Origin of the sequence: Streptomyces sp. WMMC940, from assembly GCF_027460265.1 — a bacterium.
Classification (GTDB): domain Bacteria; phylum Actinomycetota; class Actinomycetes; order Streptomycetales; family Streptomycetaceae; genus Streptomyces.
This window is the reverse complement of the sequence record NZ_JAPZBC010000001.1, coordinates 2,242,295-2,259,035: the sequence shown is the minus strand read 5'-3', so window position 1 is coordinate 2,259,035 and position 16,741 is coordinate 2,242,295. Positions and strand designations below refer to the sequence as shown.

Sequence of the window (16,741 nt, the reverse complement as noted above, 5' to 3'; positions counted from 1 at the left end):
GGGCCTGTTCGGTTCGGAGGCGTCCGGTCCGGTTCGGACGGGCGCACGGAACGGCAAGAGGGGGCGGCGGTACGCGGGCCGTCACCGCGGCGAGCGCGCCGGAGTGACGCGCCCGGCACCCGCGGCGCTGCGTCCGCGCGCACGCCGTCACCTCGACGCGTACACCCACGCCGCCCGGTGCGCCCGCGCACACAAGGCGCGGGCGGCACGCACACAGCGGGCCGCCCGTGTACGCGTGCCTCCCGTCAGAAGAGCCGCAGCTTGTCGTCCTCGATGCCACGCAGGGCGTCGTAGTCCAGCACCACACAGCCGATGCCGCGGTCCGTCGCCAGCACGCGCGCCTGGGGTTTGATCTCCTGTGCGGCGAACACACCGCGTACCGGGGCGAGATGGGGGTCGCGGTTCAGCAGATCCAGATAGCGGGTGAGCTGCTCGACGCCGTCGATCTCACCGCGGCGCTTGATCTCCACCGCCACCGTCGCGCCGTCGGAGTCGCGGCACAGGATGTCCACGGGGCCGATCGCCGTCGGGTACTCGCGGCGGATCAGGCTGTAGCCCTCGCCCAGTGTCTCGATACGGTCTGCCAGCAGCTCCTGGAGGTGCGCCTCCACGCCGTCCTTGATGAGGCCCGGGTCCACACCCAGCTCGTGGGACGAGTCGTGGAGGACCTCCTCCATCGTGATGATCAGTTTCTCGCCCGTTTTGTTGGTGACCGTCCAGACGCCGTCGTCCCCCTCCTTGAGGCTGCAGGGCGGGGACATCCAGTTCAGCGGTTTGTACGCCCGGTCGTCGGCGTGGATGGAGACGCTGCCGTCCGCCTTGACCAGGATCAGACGGGGAGCGGAGGGCAGGTGGGCGGTGAGCCGGCCGGCGTAGTCCACGGAACAGCGGGCGATGACGAGACGCATGGTGCGCAACGCTACTCGACCGACCTCCTCGCGCGCGATTCCTCCAGCTGTCGCCCACACTGCCCCTGTCCGAGTCCCTACGGGTCGCCCTTCTTGTGCCCTTACGTTGTTGGCCGGTTGTGTTCCCATTCTCCTGGTGCGGACCAGACAGCGCGCATAACGTGGAAGCAGGAGGTCGCCGGTCGTGCACTCTGCGTCGTCTTCAGCGCCGCAGCCGGGCAGGAACGGTCGCCTCCTTCCCTGCCCGTAAGACCCCGTTCAGCGGGGTCGCGAGAGGAGAACCCATGTCGCTCGACGTCTCACCGGCGCTGTTGGAACAGGCCGAGCGAGGCGAGGTCGACGAAGCTGCATTCGTCGACTGCGTCCGGACCTCCCTGCCCTTCGCATGGGAGATGATCAGTTCTCTGGTGGCTCAGCTGAAGGTGGACGGCGGCGAGTTCGCCGACAACCAGACGCCTCCGCCGGACGAGCAGGCACGTGGTCAGCTGTTGCGCGCGCTCGCGAGTGACGCCATCCGGGGTGCGCTGCAGCGGCACTTCGGAGTACGGCTCGCTTTCCAGAACTGCCACCGCGTCGCGGTGTTCCCGCTGGACTCCTCGGTGGACGAGCGGCTCGCCCGCTTCACTTCCGTAAGGGCACAGCTGCTCAACCAGTCGCCCGAACTGCGCGACTGCTGATGTCTTCCGCTGCCGCTCCGCATCTCAGGAGGCGTCATGGATGCCGGGGCGGCAGCCTCCGCCGGACGACGGGCCGGGGGAGGCGTGCGGGCCGTACGGTCGTGCGGCCCGCACGTGCGCCGGCCAACTCAGCGGAGCAGCGGAAGCACCTCGGCGCCGAGCCGCCGCACGTTCTCCTCCGTCGCCGCGAGATCTCCCGAGCCCTCGGAGAGGAGCGCGAACCGGGTGATGCCGGTGCGCTCGGAGGTCGCCGCGAGCCGGTCCGCCGCCAGCACCGGTGGGCCCACCGGGTGCAGCCGGCACAGCAACTCCGTGTAGGCGACCGGGTCACGCATCGCGCGCCGCCGTCCGTCGACCGTCACATGCGCGTCGAGGCCCTGCTTCAGCCAGCCCGGCATCGCCTTGACGAGGGTCTCCTCCGCCGCCGTGCGGCTGTCCGCGATCTGCGCCACACCGGCCGACACATGGCCGGCCGCGGCCACCGCCTCCGGGTCGTGTCCCGCCGCGAGGGCGTGGCTCCGCCAGAGGGCGACCATGTCCGCCTTCTCCTCGTCGCCGCAGTGCATCCCGAGCAGCATCGGCAGCCCGCGCTCGGCCGCCAACCGGACCGACGCGGGGGAGGTGCAGGCCACGATCACCTCGGGGCCCGCGGGACCGTCGCCGTCCTCGACGATCAGATCGTCGGGGCGTGGTACGACGGGGACCTCACGGAAAGCGAATCGTTCCCCCTCGCTGCCCACGCGGGCCTCCCGCAGCCAGCGCAGCAGCAGGTCCAGCGACTCGGGGAAGTCCTTCTCGTACGCCGCGAGGCCGGCTCCGAAGACCTCCAGATCGACCCAGGGGCCGCCGCGGCCCACACCGAGGGAGAACCGGCCTCCCGAGGTGAGGTGCAGCAGCGCCGCCTGCTCTCCCAGCGCCACGGGATGGGCGGTCGGCAGGACGCTCACCGCCGTGCCCACCCGGATCCGTTCCGTGCGCCCGAGCAGCAGCGCGGCCAGGGTCACCGCCGACGGGCAAACCCCGTACGGTACGAAGTGGTGCTCGGCCAGCCAGACCGAGTCCAGCCCGGCGGCCTCCGCCGCCTCGGCGGACCGAACGGCCCGGTGCAGCGCCTCTCCATGCCCCTGCCCCGGGAACTGGGCGGCCAGTACAAAAGATCCAACGCGCATCGCCTGATGCCTCCTTGCGGCCGACGCGGCATTCCCCCCACACAGGCAACAACGTCTGACACGTGCCAAAGGCACGGCCCCGAATGAAGTTGTTGCGATTTTCCGGTAACTGGCCCCTGCGGGTGGTGTGCTCGGTGCCGTAACGGACGCCCGCCCACCGTCCGGGACCGTAGGCTTGGGGGCGAACTGTCCGCTCTGCTCCCGAGGTGTCACGTGTCCCCGCGCAGAAACCGCCCTCGCGGCGGGGAGAAGCCGACCGACCGCGCCGGTGACATGGGCGACCGGTACGGTGGTGCGGAGCGGTCCGAGAACTGGCAGGGCGAGGACTGGCGGGTCCGGCACGTCGCGGGGGCGAGCGCCGCGGGCAAGCGCTACCGCTGCCCGGGCTGCGACCAGGAGATCCCGTCCGGCACGCCGCACGTGGTGGCCTGGCCCGAGTACGGGGGCGTGGACGACCGGCGGCACTGGCACAAGGCGTGCTGGAACGCGAAGGACCGCCGCACCTCCCGGGTGCAGCGGTCCCGCAACGCGCCTCGGTACTGAAGGGCCCGGTCCGGCTGCCGAAGCGCCGGCTGGCGGCGGTCAGACGTCGCGGCTGTTGATCACGACAAAGGCGCTTCCCAGGGAGGCCCCCGTGACACCGAGCATCAGCAGTACGGACGTCCAGCCCGCGGGCCCCGATCCGGCGGCCTCACCGTAGACGCCGATGAGCTGCGCCGGGATCGAGTAGCCGAGCAGGAACTCGCTCACGTCCGACAGGGCTGCGGACCCGAGCATGAAGAATCCGGCCACGAGCGGCATCAGCATGATGCCCAGCATCACCGTGATCGTCCCGGCGGAGTGCCGGATCACCGCGCCCATACCCAGCGACGCCAGTCCGAGCAGGGCGATGAACAGCGATGAGCCCACGGTGGACAGGAGCCACTCCTCGGTGGTCGGCTCCCGGCCGTCGAGGATCGCCACCTGGCAGAGAGCGACGAAAGCGGTGGTCACCAGCGTCGTGACGAAGGCCAGGCCGAAGAAGACGAGCGACTTCGCCATGAGCACCCGGCTCCGGCTCGGGCAGGCCGTCAGCGTCGTGCGGATCATCCCGGTGCCGAACTCCGAGGTGACCGTCAGCGAGCCGAGGGTGATCACACAGATGCAGCCGATCAGCGCGCCGAACACACCCAGGCCGAGCACGGGTTCACTGGCCATCTCGCCGTTCACGTCCGCCGCGGCGACCAAGGCGGCGATCCCGAGACCGGCCACGAGCATCAGCAGGATCATCACGCCCAGCGTCCACATCGTGGAGCGAACCGAGCGGATCTTGGTCCACTCGGAGGCGAGGGCGTCGCCGAGGTGGGCCGCCCGGACCGGAATCGGGGAGGTGTACGCGCCCATGGCGGCACCCGGCTGCTGGTAGGGGGTGGTCATCGGGAGTCCTCGGGCTTGATCTGGTCGGTGGGGGCGGCGTTCGCCGGGGGAGTGGCCGGCGGTGCGGTCGCGTACGGGTTCTCGCCGGGCGCGGGCGGCGGCGGGGCGTACCAGCCCTGCTGGGGCACCTCGGGGATCTGCGGCTGCGGTGGCGCGTAACCCAGGGGCTGCGCCTGCATCAGGCCCGCCTTCTGGTCCTCCGTCGAGCGGTAGTCCACGGCGCCCTGGGTCATCCGCATGTACGCCTCCTCCAGGGATGCCTGGTGCGGCGACAGCTCCCACAGCCGGACGTCCGCCTCGTGCGCCAGGTCGCTGATGCGCGACAGGGCGAGCCCGGTGACCCGCAGCGCGCCGTCCTGTTCGGGCATGACCTGGCCGCCCGCCTCGGACAGGGCCGCGGACAGCTTCTCGCGCTGCTGCGGCTCGGTCTCCGGGGTCCGGACCCTGGCGAAGCTGGCCGAGTTGTGGGCGATGAAGTCCTGGACGCTCATGTCGGCCATCAGCTGGCCGCGGCCGATCACGATCAGGTGGTCGGCGGTCAGCGCCATCTCGCTCATCAGGTGGGAGGAGACGAAGACGGTGCGGCCCTCGGCGGCGAGCTGCTTCATCAGGTTCCTGACCCAGAGGATGCCCTCGGGGTCGAGGCCGTTGACCGGCTCGTCGAAGAGCAGCACCTGCGGGTCGCCCAACAGGGCCGCGGCGATGCCCAGGCGCTGCCCCATGCCGAGCGAGAAACCGCCGGAGCGTCGCTTGGCGACGTCGTGGAGGCCGACCACGCCGAGGACCTCGTCGACCCGGCGGGCCGGGATGCCGGCGAGCTGCGCCAGCGACAACAGGTGATTGCGCGCGCTGCGCCCACCGTGGACCGCCTTGGCGTCCAGCAGCGCTCCGACCTGGCGCGGGGCGTTCGGCAGTTGCCGGTACGGAAGCCCACCGATGGTCACCTGTCCCTCGGTGGGCCGGTCGAGCCCCAGGACCATGCGCATGGTCGTGGACTTGCCGGCACCGTTGGGACCGAGGAACCCGGTGACGGCACCGGGCCGCACCTGGAAGGAAAGGTTGTACACGGCCGTCTTGGCGCCGTAGCGCTTCGTCAGGCCGACTGCCTCGATCATGTCTCCAGCCCCATCGACTGTCGGTCGTCGGGGCCTGGCCGTGCTGTTGCCGTACACCCCCGTATGAGCTACGAGGATATCCGGGCCTTGACGGTTCCGGCCAAGCCCATGCCTGTGCCGAGAGACGATCCGACGGAAGAGGGCGACCGGCATCGCCCGGGGCGTAGGCGACCTTGCTCCCCAGGGCGCGTGGGCGCCGACCGGGTCGTCCCCGGAACTTCATTTGATTGTTCTCTCGCCGCGTGCCTAAGCTACCGATCAGTCGGGTGCCGACCACACCCGGCGAGTCCAGGGGGAATTCTCGGCCGGCGGCCTCCGCGCGGCATTTTCAGGGTGCTGTGCACGATCGCCGATTCCTTGCTTGCCTGACCTGCCCGCAGCGGGTTCTCAGGCATGCCCGGGAGGTCCTCGTGGTCAGATCAGATCCGTAGAAGCACTCCGCTTCGTTATCCAAGGGGAATTGGGCTGCCTTGAAGTCCGCGTTCGCAATATCTTCGGGGGCCATCGCAATCGCCCTCACCACCTCGCTCCTGGCCTCTGCGACGCCCGCGGGTGCCGTGGATGTGACGACGTCGCCCCAGCTCGCGGCCGCAGTCGTCGAAAGGGCCACCGGTACCGGGGATCTGGCCGACCGTCCGTCCGGCGAGGCGGGGAGCGCCTTCACCACCGTTGTGGCGGTGGAGAACGGCGGAGCCGTCACCGTGGCCGCGCCTGAAGAGGCAAACGGCTCCGTCGAGGTGCGGGGCCCCGAGGGCGGAACGGTCGGTCTCGGTCTGCCGGTCACCGAGAACGTGTCCGGGGTCCTGGCCGGCAGCGGCACCGTCGTCTACCCGGAAGCGGCCCAAGCCACCGATGTCTCGGTGCAGGCCACCGATTCCGGGGCCGTACGCGCTTTGGTGACCCTCAAGGACCGGTCAGCGGCGACCACGCACCGCTTTGACCTGGACCTGCCCGACGGTGCCGAACTCGTCCCGGACGGTGAGGGCGGCTACCAGATCCTGCAGGGCGCAGATGGAGAGGGTGGCAAACGCGCCATCGGCGCCATCGACGCACCCTGGGCCAAGGACGCCCGGGGCGAAGCCGTCCCCACGTCCTACACGCTTGACGGCAACACCCTGGTGCAGACCGTTGAGACGAGCGAATCGACCGCGTTTCCCGTCGTGGCGGACCCCAAAATCTCGCTCGGTTGGGGTGTCTACATCAGTATGTGGGGGCGTGAGCTGAAAATCATCGCGCCCATGGTCGGATTCGGCGTGGAGGTCGGCCTTGCGTACATCTGCGGCAAGGCGCGTCTTCTTCTGGGGACCGCTTGCGGTCTCGCCGTAGGAGGAAAGGTCTTCTTTCCGACCCTTGAAGCCTCCAAGAAATTGAAGGACAAGACCTGCTATCAGAACAAGTTCGGCTCGAAGCGCAAGAAGTGGACCGTAGTGAACGCCAAGCAGTGCAAGTGACGCCGGTGAACCGGCTGTCGCGAGCGCGCGGCCGATAGCCGACCCGAAGCCGGGGACCTGGAACAACGAGACGAGACCGGCGGTGGGGCCCAGGACCCATGGGCTCCGCCGCCTCGTCGCGTCAGGCGTCCCGCTTCTTGAGCACCGTGAAGCCGCCGAGCAGCGCCGCCGCCACCCAGAGCAGCATGATGCCGAGACCGCCCCACGGCCCGTACGGGGCCTCCTCGCTGTTCATCGCCAGCGGCACGACCTGCATGATCTTCGAGCCCGCCTGGTCCGGGAAGTAGCGGGCCACGTCCTTCGCGTACGGGACGGCGGCCAGGATCTGGGACACCAGGAAGAAGAACGGCATCAGGATGCCGAGCGAGAGCATCGAGCTGCGCAGCATCGCCGCGACGCCCATGGAGAAGATCGCGATGAGCCCCATGTAGAGCCCTCCGCCGATCACCGCGCGGAGCACGTTCTCCTCGCCGATGGAGGTGGCGCGCTCGCCGAGCAGGGCCTGGCCGAGGAAGAAGCTCAGGAAGCTCGTCGCCATTCCGACCACCAGCGCCAGCAGCCCGGCCACCACGATCTTGCTGAACAGGAAGGTGGCGCGCTGGGGGACCGCCGCGAGGGAGGTGCGGATCATGCCCGAGCTGTACTCCGTGCCGACCACGAGCACGCCGAAGACGACCATCGCGAGCTGTCCCAGCACCATGCCGGAGAAGCTGACGAGCGTCGGGTCGAAGGTGGCCTGCTCCGCCGGCGGCAGCTCGTCGAAGGTCGAGGCGAGCAGCGCGCAGAGCAGAGCGCCGACGACGACCGTCACGACGAAGGCGCTGACGAGCGTCCAGGTGGTGGAGGCGACCGTACGGATCTTGGTCCACTCGGACTGCAGAACGGCGGGTACCGAGGCCATGGGTCAGGCTCCCTTGTCGCGCGGGGCCCACTGGGGGCCGTGACCGGGGGCGGAGTGCGCGTGGTACTCCACGGCGCTCGCCGTCATCTGCATGAACGCCTCCTCCAGCGAGGCGCGCTGCGAGCTCAGTTCGTGGAGCACGATGTGGTGCTCGGCCGCCAGTTCGCCCACCTGCTCGGTGGTGGCGCCGTCGATCTCCAGCGTGCCGTTGCCGGCCTCGACGGGGACGAGGCCCGACTGGTGGAGCACGTCCCGCAGCCGTTCCTGCTGCGGCGACCGCAGCCGCACATAACTGCGCGAGTTCTGGTGGATGAAATCGGCCATCGATGTGTCGGCGAGCAGTCGCCCCTGTCCGATGACGATCAAGTGATCTGCGGTGAGGGCCATCTCGCTCATCAAATGGGAGGAGACGAAGATCGTTCTTCCTTCGGCCGCAAGCTGTTTCATCAGATTGCGGATCCAGTGAATTCCCTCGGGATCCAGCCCGTTGACCGGCTCGTCGAACATCAGGATCTCCGGGTCGCCGAGCAGCGCCGAAGCGATGCCCAGCCGCTGCCCCATACCGAGGGAGAAGCCCTTGGTCTTCTTCCTCGCCACCGCGGTCAGGCCGACCGTGTCGAGGACCTCGGCCACCCGGCTCGCCGGGATCCGGTTCGCCTGGGCCAGACAGAGCAGGTTGTTGTACGCGGTTCGCCCGCCGTGCATCGCCTTGGCGTCGAGCAGGGCGCCGATGTACTTGAGCGGTTCCTGCAACTCCCGGTAGTGCTTGCCGTCGATCCGGACCGTCCCGCTGGTGGGGTTGTCCAGATCCAGCATCATGCGCATCGTCGTCGACTTGCCCGCGCCGTTGGGGCCCAGGAAGCCGGTCACGACGCCCGGCCGCACCGTGAAGGAGAGATGGTCGACCGCGACCTTGGAGCCGAAACGCTTGGTGAGACCCTCGAGCTCGATCATGCGTTCACGCTACGTGGGCCCATGGGGCGATGCCAGCGGATATGGCCAACGGACGGCGACATTTCGCCGTCCGGACGGTGACCGCCGGCAGCTGTCCGGCCCGCGCCGCGCCGTACGGACCCGGGAAGACGCGTGCGCCCGGTGCCGTCGAAGGCACCGGGCGCACGCGGAGCGTACTGCCGTGCGGCTGAGGCGTCAGCGGGTCTGCTGCGCCGGAACGCCGCGGGACACCGGCTCGTCGTCCGCCGGGGCACCCGTCGCGGCGACCGCCGCGCCGGTCAGCGTGGCCAGCATCTCGCGGACGTTGGTCAGCTGGGCGTTGATGGAGTCGCGACGGTTCGTCAGCGCCGCCAGCTCGCGCTCCGATTCGCTGCGGATACGGTCCGCCTTGGCGTTCGCGTCGGCCACGATGTCCTCGGCCTGGCGCTGCGCGGTCTCGACGGTCTGCCGGGCACGGCGCTCCGCGTCCGTGCGCAGCTTCTCGGCCTCCAGGCGCAGCTGCTCGGCGCGGTGCTCGATCTCCGCGAGGCGCTTCTCCGCCTTCGCCTGACGAGACGCCAGATCGCGCTCGGACTGCTCGCGGCGCTTGGCCAGGTTCGTCTCGAAGTCCGCGGCGGCCTGGGCGGCCTTGGCGCGGGTCTCCTCGAAGAGCGCGTCCGCCTCCTCGCGCTTGGACTGCGCGTCCTTCTGCGCGTCGGAACGCAGCGAGTTCGCCTCGCTCTGCGCCTTCTCGACGATCCTGACGCCCTCGTCCTCGGCCTTCTGCTTGCGCTCCGCCGCGAACGCCTCGGCGTCGTTGCGCACCTGCTGGGCGGCGCCCTCGGCGAGCTCGCGGTGCTGCTCGGCCGCGCGACGGGCCTCCTCGCGCAGGTCCTTCGCCTCCTCCTCGGCGAGGCGGAGGATCTTCTCGACACGCGCACCGAGCCCCGCGTAGGACGGCTCCGCGTCGTTGACCTGGGCCTGGGCGTTCTGCGTTTCGAGATGGAGCTCCTCGATGCGCTTTTCCAGTGAGGTGATGCGTGCGAGAGCACTGTCACGATCGGCGACGAGTTTGGTAATGCGGTCGTCCACCTGACCGCGGTCGTACCCACGCCGCACGAGCTCGAAGCCGAAGGGGGAGGAAGTGTCGCTCATGGGGTTCCTGTCGAATGAGACCGGCTGAGGTGTTAGGGGGAATCCTAGGCGCCCGAGCGGCGTGTCATCGAGCTGATGCCCGTTTGATATGGAGAATGTCCAGCCTTTCGGGTGGCTAGCTCTCGGAGGACTTGCCACTCGAACGTGTAATCCCGGCTGACGCCCCCGCCTTGACCACGCCGTCCTTGCCGGCCGGAGCCTCGAACGACTCCAGCGCCTCCAGCACGTCCTGCACCCGGGAGATCTCCGCCTGGATGTCCTCGCGGCGGCGCACGAGCACGTCCAGCTCCCGCTTGCCCTCCTCGATCATGCGCTCGGCCTCGCGCTCCGCGTCCGCCTTGACCTTCTCGGCCTCCCGGACCAGCCCGGCCTTCTTCTGCTCGGCCTCCTTGAGCAGTGCCTCCGCCTTCCTCACCGCGGCGATGCGCACCTTGCCGGCCTCCGAATTGGCCTCCGACACCAGCTCCTTGGCCTTCGCCCCGGCCTCGGCCTGCTGCTCCTCCGCAGCCTTCACCAGCTGGTCGCAGCGCTCGCCCGCGGCCTTCATCTGCTCGGCGGACTCCCGGCGGGCCCGCTCGTGCAGCTCCTCGACCTCGTTCTCGACGCGCCTGCGCAGCTCCTCCGCGCGCTCCCGGATGGCGGTCGCGTCGCCGCGCGCCCCCACCAGCAGCTCGTCGGCGTCCGTACGGGCCTTCTCCACCAGGGAGTTGCCCTCGACGGTCGCCTCGGCGACCAGTCGGTCGGCCTCCTTGCGGGCCGCGCCGACCATGGTGTCCGCCTGCGACTCCGCCTCGGTCGTGGCGCGCAGCGCCTCCTCCTGCGCCTTCGCCATCAACTGGTCGACCTGCTCCGCCGCGTCCGCGCGGCGCTTGGCCGCGTCCTTCCTGGCGGTGTCGAGCGTACGGTCGGCCTCCTCGCGGGCCTCCGAGCGCATCTGCTCGGCGGCGCGCTCGGCCTCCTCGCGGAGCCGCTCCGCCTCGGCCCTGATGCGGTCCGCCCGCTGCTGGGCGGTGCCCACGGTGTCGGCCGCCTCGGCGCGCAGCCGTTCCGCCTCGGCGCCCGCCTCGGCGATGAGCTGGTCGGCCTGCTCGGCAGCGTCGGCCCGGCGCTTGTCCGCGGACTTCCTGGCCTCGTCCAGGACCCGCTCGCCGTCCGCCCGGGCGGCCGCCCGCAGCTCCTCGGCCCGACGCTCGCCGTCCTGCTTGACCTGCTCGGCCTCGGCACGCAGCCGGGCCGCGTCCTGCTCGGCGAGCGACAGCAGCTCGGACGCCTCGGTCGTGACGCGGTCGGACTCGCTCGTGGCCTCGGCCACCAGCCGGTCGGCCTGGGCCGCGGCCTCGGAACGCATCCGGTTGGCGTCCTCGCGGGCCTCGGCCCGGGCCCGTGCCGCGTCCTGCTCGGCGGAGGCCAGCGCGTCGGCCGCCTCGGTGCGCATCCGCTGGGCGTATTCCGAGGTCTCGGCGCGCAGCCGGTCCGACTCGGTGATCGCGTCGTTCACGGTCCGCTCGGCGAGCGACCTGGCGGCCTCCGCCTCCTCGTCGGCGCGCGCCCGGACGCGGTTGGCGTCCTCGGTGGCGCGCTCCCGCTCGGCGTAGGCGTCGGCACGGACGCGGTCCGCCTCCTCCTGCGCCTCCGTCCTCGTGCGCTCCGCCGCGTGCTCGGCGGCGTTGCGCAGCCCGGAGATCTCCTGTTCGGCCTGCTCCTGCAGACCGGACACGGAGTCCCGCACCTGCTGGGCGGTCTGCTCGGCGGCCGACACCATCTCGGTGGCGCGCCGGTCCGCCTCCTCCACCAGCCGCTGGGCCTCGGTCTGGGCGTCCTCGACCCGCTTGCGGGCGGCGGCGAGCAGCTCCTCGCTCTGCTCGCGGGCCAGTTCCCGTTCCTGGTCGGCCTCGCCACGGGCCGCGCCGAGGATCTCCTCCGCCTCGCGGCGGCGCCGGTTTGCCTCCTCCTGGGCGGCGGCGAGGGCCTCGGACGCCTCCTGACCGACCCGCTCGGCGGCCGCGGCGGCCTCGCCCCGGACCCGGTCGGCGGTCTCCTGTGCCTCGGACTTCAGCCGCTCGGCCTCCGTGGCGGCCTCGGTGCGCACTCGCACGGCGATGGCCTCGCCCTCGGCCCTGGAGGCCGACGCGTCGGACGCGGCCTCCGTGCGCAGCCGCTCGGCCTCCCGCTCGGCCTGCTCCAGGAGCGTACGGCTGCGCTCGGCCGTCTCCGCGCGCAGCCGCTCGGCCTCCGCCTCGGCCTCGCGGCGGATCCGCTCGGCCTCCGTGCGCGCCTGGGTCAGCGCCTCCTCGGCCGACGCGAGACGGGCCTCCGCCTCCGAGTGCAGCCGGGTCAGCTCGTCCGCGGCCTCGGCACGGCGGGCGGCGACGCCGCGCTCGGTCTCCTCGCGCAGCTCGGCGGCCGCGCGCTCGGCCGCCGCCTTCGTCTCGTCCGCCTGCTCCTCGGCCTCGGTGCGCAGCCGGTCCGCCTCGGTACGGGTGCGCTCCAGCGTCTCCTCGGCCTGCCGGCGCAGGGTCGTGGCCCGCTCGATGGCCTCGGTGCGGACGCGCTCGCTGTCCGTGGTGGCCTTGGACCGCACGTCGTCGGCGTCGGCCTTCGCCTTCGTCAGCAGGTCCTCGGCGGTCTTCGCCGCCTCCTCGATCTGCTGGACGGCCTCACGGCGCGCCTCGCTGCGGATCCGCTCACCCTCGGCGACGGCCTCGGAACGCAGCTGCTCGGCCTCGCCGCGCAGCCGCCGGGCCTCCTCCTGCAGCTCGACCGTCTTGGCGCGGTACTCCTTGGTGTCGTCCTTCGCCGCGCCCTTCAGCTCCTCGGCCGTGTCGTGGGCCTCGGCGCGCAGCCGGTCCGCCTCGGCCTCGGCCTCGCGGCGGATCCGCTCGGCCTCCTCGACGGCCTTGCGGGTGGTGTCCTTGGCGTCCTCGGACGCCTTGTTCAGGACCTCCTCGGCGGTCCGCGCCGCCTTCGCGAGCTGTGCGGCGGAGTCCTCGGCGGCGACCGTACGGGCCTTGTCCGACGCCTCCGCGACCAGCTTCTCCGCCTCGGCCTTGGCGTCCGCCAGTGCCTGCTCGGCCTCGCTCCTGAGGTTCTCGGCCTCCTTGGTGGCCTCGGCGACGAGCCGGGCGATCTCCGACTTGGCGGTCCTGGCCCGCTGCTCGTTCGCCGACTCGGCGCTCGCGAGCAGCTTGGCCGCGGCCTCCTTGGCCTCGGCGACGGCCTTCTCGGCCTCCGTACGCGCCTCGCGGAGCCTGTCCTCGGCCTCCTGCATCCGCTGCTCGGCGCCCCGGCTGAGCTCCGCGGCCTGCTGGCGGGCCTGGTCGGACTCGGCGGTCGTCGCGGAACGCAGCTGCTCGGCGTGACTGGTGGCCTCCTGGGCCTGGCTGGAGGCGGCGTTCAGCAGGCGCTCGGCGTCCTTGCGGGCGCGCAGGAGGATGGCTTCCGCCTCGGCGCGGGCGGACTCCGCCTCGGAGCTGAGCCGCTGCCGGGCCTGCTCGGCGACCCGCGCGGCCTCGGCGCGGGCGGCGGCGAGCCCCTGCTCGGCCTCGGCGCGCGACTCGTCCAGGAGGCGGCGGGCCTGGGACTCGCTGCGGGCACGGAGCTGTTCGGCCCAGGCCACGTTCTCGTTGACGTGCGCCTCGACGGTCTGCCGGCGCTCCGCCAGCTCCTGGTCGAGGCGCTGGCGGCGCTGGTTCGCCTCCGCGTGCAACTCGGCCTGCAGACGGGCCTGGTGCTCGGCGTGCTCCTGGAGGATGCGCTGTGTCTGGGCCCGGACCTCGCGCAGCTCCCGCTCGGCGTCCGAACGCAGCTGGTCGGCCTGGATCTGGGCGTTCCTGAGCAGCTGCTCGGCCTGGTAGCCGATGTCGGCGCTGTCGTACGCGGGACGGGACGCGATGGTGCGACGCGCCTCGTGGAGCTTGGCGCGCAACACCTCGACCTGGTATCCGAGGTCCTCGGCGTGCTGGACGGCCTTCTCCCGCTCGGTCTTCAGCCGGTCCATCTCGGCTTCGAACCGCGAGAGGTGGTCGTCGTCAGCTCGGTGGCTCTCCTGGCGTTCGTAGCCCCGCACTGCGCGGTCCCATCCGTCCCCTGGTCGCAACTCTCTACAGACGAGCACCGTTCGCCTGAACGGCCCCCCGGGGAAATGGTGTCAGATCAGTCACGAGGACGCGGCGCGGCCCCGGCCCGGCCCCGGCCCGGAGCGGCCCACTCTACCGGGCCGGGAATCCCGGCGGTCAGTGCTCCGCTGAGGTGGGGTCGGCGGAAGTGACCAGTTCGGTGAGGACGCCGTGGCAGTCCTTGGGGTGCAGGAACGTGATCCGGGAGCCCATCGAACCGATGCGCGGCTCGTCGTAGAGCACCCGCACGCCCTTGCTCCGGATGTCGCCGGCGGCACCGTCCACGTCCGCCGTGCCGAAGGCGATGTGGTGGACCCCTTCGCCGTTCTTGGCCAGCCACTTCCCGACCGCGGAGTCCTCGCGGGTGGGCTCCAGGAGCTGGAGGTAGGAGGCGCCGCCGTCCGAGGTCTCGTTGATCTTGAGCATGGCCTCCCGTACGCCCTGCTCCTCGTTGACCTCCGTGTGGAAGACCTCGAAGCCGTACGTGGCCTGGTAGAACTCGACGGTCCTGTCGAGGTCGAAACAGGCGATTCCGATGTGGTCGATTCGCGTCAGCATGGTTCCAGTGCAGCGCTCCCGGCGGTGGTTACGCAACGTGCGCGCGATCACACCGGCTGCCCGGTGACCCGGGCGCGAACCGCTCAGTACAGTTCGAGTAAACCCTCGTTCACTCCTCAGCCGCCGTGCTGGAAGGGGATCCCCTCTCATGACCGGAACGAACAGCACCACATCCGTCATCGTCGCCGGGGCGCGTACCCCCATGGGGCGACTGCTCGGCTCGCTCAAGTCCTTCTCCGGCGCCGACCTCGGCGGCTTCGCCATCAAGGCCGCGCTGGACCGTGCCGGCATCGGCGGCGACCAGGTGCAGTACGTGATCATGGGCCAGGTGCTGCAGGCCGGCGCCGGGCAGATCCCTGCCCGTCAGGCGGCCGTCAAGGCCGGCATCCCCATGAACGTCCCGGCCCTCACGATCAACAAGGTGTGCCTGTCCGGACTGGACGCGATCGCCCTCGCCGACCAGCTGATCCGTGCGGGTGAATTCGACGTCGTCGTCGCCGGTGGCCAGGAGTCCATGACCAACGCGCCGCACCTGCTGCCGAAGTCCCGCGACGGCTTCAAGTACGGCGCGATCGAGATGCTCGACGCGATGGCGCACGACGGCCTCACCGACGCGTTCGAGGGCATCGCCATGGGCGAGTCCACCGAGAAGCACAACACCCGCCTCGGCATCGCCCGTCCCGAGCAGGACGAGATCGCCGCGCTGTCCCACCAGCGTGCCGCGGCCGCGCAGAAGAACGGCCTGTTCGAGGCCGAGATCACGCCCGTCGAGATCCCGCAGCGCAAGGGCGAGCCGGTCGTCTTCAGCAAGGACGAGGGCATCCGCGCCGAGACCACCGTCGAGTCGCTCGGCAAGCTGCGCCCCGCGTTCGCCAAGGACGGCACGATCACGGCCGGCACCTCCTCGCAGATCTCCGACGGCGCCGCCGCCGTGGTCGTGATGAGCAAGGCCAAGGCCGAGGAGCTCGGTCTGGACTGGATCGCCGAGATCGGCGCCCACGGAAACGTCGCGGGCCCGGACAACTCGCTGCAGTCCCAGCCGTCCAACGCGATCGCGCACGCCCTGAAGAAGGACGGCCTGGAGGTCTCGGACCTCGACCTCATCGAGATCAACGAGGCGTTCGCCGCCGTGGCCGTGCAGTCGATGAAGGACCTCGGGGTATCCCCGGAAAAGGTGAACGTCAACGGCGGCGCGATCGCCCTCGGCCACCCGATCGGCATGTCCGGCGCGCGCATCGTGCTGCACCTGGCGCTGGAACTGAAGCGGCGCGGCGGCGGGACCGGCGCGGCGGCGCTGTGCGGCGGCGGCGGTCAGGGCGACGCGCTGATCGTCCGCGTACCGGCGAAGTAAGCCCTTCAGAGATCGGAGCACGCACGATGGTGGACGTCCCCCAGCTGGTCGCCCAGGCGAGGGAGGGCCGGCCGCGGGCCGTGGCCCGGCTGATCTCGCTCGTCGAGGGGGCGTCCCCGCAGCTCCGCGAGGTCATGGCGGAGCTCGCACCGCTGACCGGGGGCGCGTACGTGGTGGGTCTGACCGGTTCGCCGGGCGTCGGCAAGTCCACGTCCACCTCGGCGCTGGTGACGGCGTACCGGAAGGCCGGCAAGCGCGTCGGCGTGCTCGCCGTCGACCCGTCGTCCCCGTTCAGCGGTGGTGCGCTGCTCGGGGACCGGGTGCGGATGTCCGAGCACGCCTCCGATCCGGGGGTCTACATCCGCTCGATGGCCACCCGGGGCCATCTCGGCGGACTCGCCTGGGCCGCGCCGCAGGCGATCCGCGTCCTCGACGCGGCGGGCTGCGACGTGGTCCTCGTAGAGACGGTCGGCGTCGGACAGTCCGAGGTGGAGATCGCCTCCCAGGCCGACACGTCCGTGGTGCTGCTGGCGCCCGGGATGGGCGACGGCATCCAGGCCGCGAAGGCGGGGATCCTGGAGATCGGCGATGTGTACGTGGTCAACAAGGCGGACCGCGACGGCGCCGACGCCACCGCCCGCGAGCTCAACCACATGCTCGGGCTGGGCCAGTCCCGGGGGCCGGGCGACTGGCGTCCGCCGATCGTGAAGACGGTGGCCGCGCGGGCGCAGGGCGTCGACGAGGTCGTCGAGGCCCTGGAGAAGCACCGCGCCTGGATGGAGGAGCACGGCGTCCTCGCCGAACGCCGCGCCCGCCGCGCCGCCCACGAGGTGGAGACCATCGCGGTCACGGCCCTCCGCGAACGCATCGGCGACCTCCGCGGCGACCGCCGCCTCGGCACCCTCGCGGAGCGCATCGTCGCGGGCGAACTGGACCCGTACGCGGCGGCGGACGAACTGGTCGCGGGTCTGACGGGCGACTGACCGGCGCGC

At 71.2% G+C, this 16,741-nt stretch carries 14 protein-coding genes; 5 read left to right on the top strand and 9 right to left on the bottom strand.

Annotation, left to right across the window (positions count from 1 at the left end):
* Positions 1 to 245: 245 nt before the first annotated feature.
* Positions 246 to 908, bottom strand: coding sequence for an endonuclease NucS (nucS, locus tag O7595_RS09790; protein WP_269728327.1), 663 nt, complete (start codon positions 906 to 908; stop codon positions 246 to 248).
* Between the two features lie 284 nt (positions 909 to 1,192).
* Between nucS and O7595_RS09785 the strand changes: the two genes are divergently transcribed.
* On the top strand, positions 1,193 to 1,585 hold the full coding sequence (locus O7595_RS09785) for an SCO5389 family protein (RefSeq protein WP_269728326.1): 393 nt from the start codon (positions 1,193 to 1,195) through the stop codon (positions 1,583 to 1,585).
* A 128-nt stretch (positions 1,586 to 1,713) separates the two neighbouring features.
* Here O7595_RS09785 and O7595_RS09780 read toward each other — a convergent pair whose 3' ends face one another.
* Positions 1,714 to 2,754, bottom strand: a complete 1,041-nt coding sequence (locus O7595_RS09780; protein ID WP_269728325.1) for an LLM class flavin-dependent oxidoreductase — start codon at positions 2,752 to 2,754, stop codon at positions 1,714 to 1,716.
* 213 nt (positions 2,755 to 2,967) lie between these two features.
* Between O7595_RS09780 and O7595_RS09775 the strand changes: the two genes are divergently transcribed.
* The gene (locus O7595_RS09775; RefSeq protein ID WP_269728324.1) at positions 2,968 to 3,297 is read left to right on the top strand and encodes an ATP/GTP-binding protein; all 330 of its coding nucleotides are present in this window, start codon (positions 2,968 to 2,970) and stop codon (positions 3,295 to 3,297) included.
* 39 nt (positions 3,298 to 3,336) lie between these two features.
* On the opposite strand, the gene O7595_RS09770 is transcribed toward O7595_RS09775, so the two are convergent.
* Together O7595_RS09770 and O7595_RS09765 are read right to left on the bottom strand one after the other, a co-directional pair.
* The gene (locus O7595_RS09770; RefSeq protein WP_269728323.1) at positions 3,337 to 4,170 is read right to left on the bottom strand and encodes an ABC transporter permease; all 834 of its coding nucleotides are present in this window, start codon (positions 4,168 to 4,170) and stop codon (positions 3,337 to 3,339) included.
* Positions 4,167 to 5,285, bottom strand: coding sequence for an ABC transporter ATP-binding protein (locus O7595_RS09765; RefSeq protein ID WP_269728322.1), 1,119 nt, complete (start codon positions 5,283 to 5,285; stop codon positions 4,167 to 4,169). Before O7595_RS09765 ends, O7595_RS09770 begins: the two co-directional genes overlap by 4 nt.
* A gap of 470 nt (positions 5,286 to 5,755) precedes the next feature.
* On the opposite strand from O7595_RS09765, the gene O7595_RS09760 reads away from it, so the two are divergent.
* On the top strand, positions 5,756 to 6,736 hold the full coding sequence (locus tag O7595_RS09760; RefSeq protein WP_269728321.1) for a hypothetical protein: 981 nt from the start codon (positions 5,756 to 5,758) through the stop codon (positions 6,734 to 6,736).
* Between the two features lie 121 nt (positions 6,737 to 6,857).
* Here O7595_RS09760 and O7595_RS09755 read toward each other — a convergent pair whose 3' ends face one another.
* The 5 genes from O7595_RS09755 to mce all read right to left on the bottom strand — a co-directional run bounded on the left by O7595_RS09755 (position 6,858) and on the right by mce (position 14,398).
* Entirely contained in the window at positions 6,858 to 7,637 is a 780-nt protein-coding gene (locus O7595_RS09755) for an ABC transporter permease (RefSeq protein WP_269728320.1), read from the bottom strand.
* Between the two features lie 3 nt (positions 7,638 to 7,640).
* Positions 7,641 to 8,591: an ABC transporter ATP-binding protein gene (locus O7595_RS09750; RefSeq protein ID WP_269728319.1), complete on the bottom strand. Its 951-nt coding sequence runs from the start codon at positions 8,589 to 8,591 to the stop codon at positions 7,641 to 7,643.
* A 195-nt stretch (positions 8,592 to 8,786) separates the two neighbouring features.
* Positions 8,787 to 9,725, bottom strand: coding sequence for a cellulose-binding protein (locus tag O7595_RS09745; protein WP_269728318.1), 939 nt, complete (start codon positions 9,723 to 9,725; stop codon positions 8,787 to 8,789).
* A gap of 115 nt (positions 9,726 to 9,840) precedes the next feature.
* Positions 9,841 to 13,791: a polarized growth protein Scy gene (scy, locus tag O7595_RS09740; protein ID WP_269728317.1), complete on the bottom strand. Its 3,951-nt coding sequence runs from the start codon at positions 13,789 to 13,791 to the stop codon at positions 9,841 to 9,843.
* Positions 13,792 to 13,957: 166 nt separating this feature from the next.
* Positions 13,958 to 14,398, bottom strand: coding sequence for a methylmalonyl-CoA epimerase (gene mce, locus O7595_RS09735; protein WP_269728316.1), 441 nt, complete (start codon positions 14,396 to 14,398; stop codon positions 13,958 to 13,960).
* Between the two features lie 148 nt (positions 14,399 to 14,546).
* Here mce and O7595_RS09730 point away from each other — a divergent pair, with 148 nt between their 5' ends.
* A complete protein-coding gene (locus tag O7595_RS09730) occupies positions 14,547 to 15,749 on the top strand; it encodes an acetyl-CoA C-acetyltransferase (RefSeq protein WP_269728315.1) in 1,203 nt (400 codons plus the stop codon).
* Between the two features lie 26 nt (positions 15,750 to 15,775).
* Positions 15,776 to 16,732, top strand: a complete 957-nt coding sequence (meaB, locus tag O7595_RS09725; protein WP_269728314.1) for a methylmalonyl Co-A mutase-associated GTPase MeaB — start codon at positions 15,776 to 15,778, stop codon at positions 16,730 to 16,732.
* Positions 16,733 to 16,741: the final 9 nt, after the last annotated feature.

Excerpts from the sequence above, each read along its gene's own strand:
- nucS (WP_269728327.1), bottom strand. The coding sequence starts at position 908 with ATGCGTCTCGTCATCGCCCGCTGTTCCGTGGACTACGCCGGCCGGCTC.
- O7595_RS09785 (WP_269728326.1), top strand. The coding sequence starts at position 1,193 with ATGTCGCTCGACGTCTCACCGGCGCTGTTGGAACAGGCCGAGCGAGGC.
- O7595_RS09780 (WP_269728325.1), bottom strand. The coding sequence starts at position 2,754 with ATGCGCGTTGGATCTTTTGTACTGGCCGCCCAGTTCCCGGGGCAGGGG.
- O7595_RS09770 (WP_269728323.1), bottom strand. The coding sequence starts at position 4,170 with ATGACCACCCCCTACCAGCAGCCGGGTGCCGCCATGGGCGCGTACACC.
- O7595_RS09765 (WP_269728322.1), bottom strand. The coding sequence starts at position 5,285 with ATGATCGAGGCAGTCGGCCTGACGAAGCGCTACGGCGCCAAGACGGCC.
- O7595_RS09755 (WP_269728320.1), bottom strand. The coding sequence starts at position 7,637 with ATGGCCTCGGTACCCGCCGTTCTGCAGTCCGAGTGGACCAAGATCCGT.
- O7595_RS09750 (WP_269728319.1), bottom strand. The coding sequence starts at position 8,591 with ATGATCGAGCTCGAGGGTCTCACCAAGCGTTTCGGCTCCAAGGTCGCG.
- O7595_RS09745 (WP_269728318.1), bottom strand. The coding sequence starts at position 9,725 with ATGAGCGACACTTCCTCCCCCTTCGGCTTCGAGCTCGTGCGGCGTGGG.
- mce (WP_269728316.1), bottom strand. The coding sequence starts at position 14,398 with ATGCTGACGCGAATCGACCACATCGGAATCGCCTGTTTCGACCTCGAC.
- O7595_RS09730 (WP_269728315.1), top strand. The coding sequence starts at position 14,547 with ATGACCGGAACGAACAGCACCACATCCGTCATCGTCGCCGGGGCGCGT.
- meaB (WP_269728314.1), top strand. The coding sequence starts at position 15,776 with ATGGTGGACGTCCCCCAGCTGGTCGCCCAGGCGAGGGAGGGCCGGCCG.